At 73.4% G+C, this 5,097-nt stretch carries 4 protein-coding genes; 1 reads left to right on the forward strand and 3 read right to left on the reverse strand.

Translation table 11 applies throughout. The features are described from left to right. The 3 genes from dnaG to K6I34_RS31235 form a co-directional block, all read right to left on the reverse strand. A partial coding sequence (gene dnaG, locus K6I34_RS31225) for a DNA primase (protein WP_229331204.1) occupies window positions 1–1,411 on the reverse strand: 1,411 nt, incomplete at its 3' end. 29 nt (window positions 1,412–1,440) lie between these two features. Then, a complete protein-coding gene (locus K6I34_RS31230; protein WP_229331207.1) occupies window positions 1,441–2,709 on the reverse strand; it encodes an FAD-dependent oxidoreductase in 1,269 nt (422 codons plus the stop codon). Between the two features lie 162 nt (window positions 2,710–2,871). Beyond that, a complete protein-coding gene (locus tag K6I34_RS31235) occupies window positions 2,872–4,197 on the reverse strand; it encodes a deoxyguanosinetriphosphate triphosphohydrolase (protein WP_229331209.1) in 1,326 nt (441 codons plus the stop codon). A 111-nt stretch (window positions 4,198–4,308) separates the two neighbouring features. On the opposite strand from K6I34_RS31235, the gene K6I34_RS31240 reads away from it, so the two are divergent. Then, window positions 4,309–5,007, forward strand: a complete 699-nt coding sequence (locus K6I34_RS31240) for a vancomycin high temperature exclusion protein (protein ID WP_229331211.1) — start codon at window positions 4,309–4,311, stop codon at window positions 5,005–5,007. Window positions 5,008–5,097: the final 90 nt, after the last annotated feature.

Below are 5,097 nucleotides of genomic sequence, written 5' to 3' on the forward strand. Positions count from 1 at the left end.
CGCGGCTCCAGGCCCGAACGGCGGGCGCCGCCGGGGGCGCGGCGGGGGCGCCCCGCCGTTCGGGCCTGGAGCCGCGTTCGCGCGCCCAGCGGGCGAGCTGGGACACCCGCATCACCACGAACTGGGTGTCAAGGATGCCGAGCAGCCCCGCGAGCCGCACCGCGTACTGGTGGCGGATGGAGCTGTCCTTGATGCCCGCGACGATCGGCGCGGCCTCCTCCAGGGCGGCGGCCTGGCCCTCGGGGGTGTCGACCTCGTGCTGCCGGACCATGGAGCGGATCGCGAACTCGAAGAGCGGCGTGCTGTCGGCGATGAGCTGCCGCACGGCCTCGTCGCCCCGGTCGAGGCGGAGCTCGCAGGGGTCCATGCCGCCGGGGCTGACGGCGATGTTGGTGCCCGCGGCGAACTTCTGGTCGTCCTCGAAGGCGCGCAGGGCGGCGCGCTGGCCCGCGGCGTCGCCGTCGAAGGTGAAGATGACCTTCGAGCGGGAGTTGTCCATCAGGAGCCTGCGGAGGATCTTGATGTGGTCGGCCGCGAAGGCGGTGCCGCAGGTGGCGATGGCCGTGGTGACCCCGGCGAGGTGGCAGGCCATGACGTCGGTGTAGCCCTCGACGACGACGGCGCGGCCGCTCTTGGCGATCTCCTTCTTGGCGAGGTCGATGCCGTAGAGGACGTTCGACTTCTTGTAGATCGGCGTCTCGGGGGTGTTGAGGTACTTGGGCCCGTTGTCGTCGTCGCGGAGCTTGCGGGCGCCGAAGCCGATGACCTCGCCGGTGAGGTCGCGGATGGGCCACATCAGGCGGCCGCGGAAGCGGTCGATGGGGCGGCCGCCCCGGCTCTCCTGGGCGAGGCCGGAGAGGATCAGCTCCTTGTCGCTGAAGCCCTTGCCACGTAGGAAGCGGGTGAGGTGGTCCCAGCCGGCCGGGCTGTAGCCGACGCCGAAGTGCTGGGCGGCGGCCTGGTCGAAGCCGCGGGCCGCGAGGAAGGCCCGGCCGATCTCCGCCTCGGGGCCGTCGAGCTGCTCGGCGTAGAACTTCGCGGCGTGCTTGTGGGCCTCGACGAGGCGGATGCGCTCGCCCTGCTGGCGGCCCGGGGTGTAGCCGCCCTCCTCGTAGCGCAGGGTGATGCCCGCGAGACCGGCGAGGCGCTCGATGGTCTCGGCGAAGGAGAGGTGGTCGATCTTCATGACGAAGTCGACCGTGTCCCCGCCCTCCTGGCAGCCGAAGCAGTAGAAGAGCCCCTTGGCGGGGCTGACCTGGAAGGACGGGGACTTCTCGTCGTGGAAGGGGCACAGGCCCTTGAGATTGCCGCCGCCCGCGTTGCGCAGCTGGAGGTATTCGGACACGACGGAGTCGATCGGGACCGCGTCCCGTACCGCCTTCACGTCGTCATCGTTGATCCTGCCTGCCACGCGGGAATTCTACGGCGGTCCGGGGCCGGTCAGGACTGCGGGAGCAGGGATTCCAGCGGGACGCCGGGATCGGCGAGGGCATCGGGGTCCGGGGTGGCACCGGTACGGATGAGCTTCTGGAGGGTCTCGGTGACATCCCACACATTGACGTTCATCGCCGCGAGGAGCCTGCCCTCCGCCAGCCAGAAGGCGATGAACTCGCGCTTGCCGACGTCACCGCGGCAGACGACCTGGTCGTACGAGCCCGGGGGCGCCCAGCCCGAGTACTCCAGGCCCACGTCGTACTGGTCGGAGAAGAAGTAGGGCACCCGGTCGTAGGAGACCTCCTGGCCGAGCATGGCGCGGGCGGCGGCCGGGCCCTCGTTGAGGGCGTTGGCCCAGTGCTCGACGCGCAGCCGGGTGCCGAGCCAGGGGTGCTCGGCGGCGGCCACGTCCCCGGCGGCGTAGATGTCGGGGTCGGAGGTGCGCAGCGAGGCGTCGACGGCGATGCCGCCGCCGTCGGCGCGGTCGACGAGGGCGAGGCCCGCGGCCTCGGCGAGCGCGGTGCGCGGGGCGGCGCCGATGGCGGCGAGGACGTCGTGGGCGGGGTGCTCGTCGCCGTCGTCCGTGCGGGCGGCCAGCACCATGCCGTCCTGCCCGGCGATCTCGGTGAGCCGGGCGCCGAAGTGGAAGCGGACGCCGTGCTCGGCGTGCAGGTCGCTGAAGATCTGGCCGATCTCGGGGCCGAGGACCCGGTGCAGGGGCGTGGGCTCGGACTCGACGACGGTCACCTCGGCACCGTAGCCGCGGGCGGCGGCGGCGACCTCCAGGCCGATCCAGCCCGCGCCGGCGATGACGAGGTGGCCGTTGTCGCGGCCGAGGGCCTTGAGGACTTGGCGCAGCCGCTCGGCGTGGGCGAGACGCCGCAGGTGGTGGACGCCCGCGAAGCCGGTGCCGGGGATGTCCAGGCGGCGGGGCTCGGCGCCCGTGGCCAGCAGCAGCTTGTCGTAGCCGATGACGGTGCCGTCGCCCAGCCGTACGGTCTTCGCCGCCCGGTCGAGGTGGACGACGGGCTGTCCGAGGTGGAGCTCGATGTCGGCCTGCGCGTACCACTCGGGCTTGTGGACGAAGACGCTGTCGCGTTCGTCCTTGCCGACGAGGTACCCCTTCGAGAGCGGCGGGCGCTCGTAGGGGTGGTCACGTTCGTCGCAGATGAGGATCACCCGGCCGGTGAAGCCCTCCGAGCGGAGGGTCTCGGCGGCCTTCGCCCCGGCCAGGCCCCCTCCGACGATGACGAACGTCTGGTGTGCGTCGACCACTTGCTGCCTCCTCGCTGCCACGCAGTGCGTCTGCGCTACCGCCCCCGGTCGGGATCCCGTGCAGAGCGTGCCGCACGGCGTACGCCGCCGGAAGAGGGTCTCCCCGGACGGGTCAGTACCCGCATGGTGTGGGGGAAGTACTCGGATTGTGTGGACATTCGGTCACCCTTTTGCCACAGTCCCCGCCTCGGTGAGCCGGGCGCGCAGGGCGCGCGCGGAGGCGTCGGTCAGGGCGGCGATCTGGTCGACGACGGCGCGCAGCCGCCCCGCGTCGTCACCGGCCGCGTCGAAGAGGGCGCGGAACTGCGGGTCGAGGCCGTCGGGGGCGCGGGCGACGAGCGCCTCGGCGAGCTCGGCGATGACGACGCGCTGGTCGGCGCGGAGCTTCTCCTGGTCCTCGCGCTGCATCACATAGCGGTCGGCGACGGCCTTGAGGACGGCGCACTCCAGGCGGGTGCCGTGCGGGACGACGAGCCGGGCGCGGTGGCGGGTCAGGCTGCCGGGGGCGTCGCCCCAGGCGGCGCGGGTGGCGGTCTCGGCGGCGAGGCAGAACCGGCCGATGAGCTGGCTGGTGGCGTCCTTGAGGCGGGCCTGGGCGACGGCGGAGCCGTCGTAGCCGTGCGGCCACCACTCCTGACCGAGGAGCCGGTCGAGGGCCTCGGCGAGCTCCGCGGGGTCCGCGCCCGGCGCGTAGCGGTCGGCGGCCACGGCGAACACCTCGCGGCGCTCGGGCTCCGCGCGCAGGACGCGGGGGTCGAGGTGGCCGGCGTGCAGGCCGTCCTCCACGTCGTGCACGGAGTAGGCCACGTCGTCGGACCAGTCCATGATCTGGGCCTCGAAGCTGCGCCGCCCCTCGTGGGCGCCCTGGCGCAGCCAGGTGAAGACGGGCATGTCGTCCGCGTAGACGCCGAACTTGCGGGAGGCGGGGTCGGTGGGGTGGCCGCCGCGCGGCCAGGGGTACTTGGTGGCGGCGTCCAGGGCGGCCCGGGTGAGGTTGAGGCCGACGCTGCACAGCTCGCCGCCGCGGGGGACGAAGCGCTTGGGTTCGAGCCGGGTGAGCAGGCGCAGCGACTGGGCGTTGCCCTCGAAGCCGCCGCAGTCCTCGGCCACCTCGTTGAGCGCCTGCTCGCCGTTGTGCCCGAACGGGGGGTGCCCGAGGTCGTGGGCGAGGCACGCGACCTCGACGAGGTCGGGGTCGCAGCCGAGGGCCGCGCCGAGCTCCCGGCCCACCTGGGCGCACTCCAGGGAGTGGGTGAGCCGCGTGCGGGGGCTGGTGTCCCAGACCCCGCCGCCGGCGCCGGGGGTGACGACCTGGGTCTTCCCGGCGAGGCGGCGCAGCGCGGCGGAGTGCAGGACGCGGGCCCGGTCGCGCTGGAAGGCGGTGCGCCCCGGGCGCTTGTCGGGCTCGGGCGCCCAGCGCTCCAGGTCCGCCGCGTCGTATCCGGCGATGCCGGACCTTTCCTCTGCTGTCCTCGCCTTGCCGTTCATACCTCGACGGTAGTGGGCGGGTGTGACAGCAGCGATGCCGGGAACCGGCCGGGCCGCCGCCGCGTTGATCACTGAACGGAAGGAAACGAACGGGGATACGGGGACACGGGGATGGGGCGAAGGCTCGGGCTGCGACTGCGGCTACGGCTGCCGCGGACGAGGAGGACCTGGCGGCGGGTGGTGTGGGCGGCGATGGCGGGCTGTCTGCTCGCGCTGGCCCCGATCACCTGGATCTACGCCTCGGCGACGCCGCGGGTGCGGCAGGTGGCCGACGCGCCGGAGGCACCGGTGGCCATGGTCTTCGGCGCGGGCCTGTGGAGCGGCAAGCCGTCGCCGTACCTGGCCAACCGGCTGGACAAGGCGGCCGAGCTCTACAAGGCGGGCAAGGTCCGCGTGGTGCTGGTGACCGGTGACAACAGCCGCGACGACTACGACGAGCCGGACGCGATGCGGGCCTATCTGACGCGGCACGGCGTCCCGGACGCCCGCATCGTCAGCGATTACGCGGGCTTCGACACGTGGGACTCCTGCACCCGCGCGGCCCGGGTCTTCGGCGTGCGCAAGGCGGTGCTGGTCAGCCAGGGCTTCCACATACGGCGGGCGCTGGCGCTGTGCGGCGCGGCGGGGATCGACGCGTACGGCGTCGCCTCGGACGACTCCCACGGTCCTACGTGGTACGCCGGGGGTGCCCGCGAGATCTTCGCCTCGGGCAAAGCGGCCTTCGAGGCCACGGTCCGCCCGGGGCCCCGCTTCCTGGGGCCCCACGAACCGGGGGTAACGCGCGCCCTGGCAGCCGAGGCCCGCCACTGACCGGGGGCTCCGCCCCCGGACCCCGATGGTGGTCGGTTACGGCCGGTGGGCCCGTTTGTGCCCACCCTCCCCCAGACTCCGTCCGGGAGG

The organism is Streptomyces sp. UNOC14_S4, from assembly GCF_020740835.1.
Classification (GTDB): Bacteria; Actinomycetota; Actinomycetes; order Streptomycetales; family Streptomycetaceae; genus Streptomyces.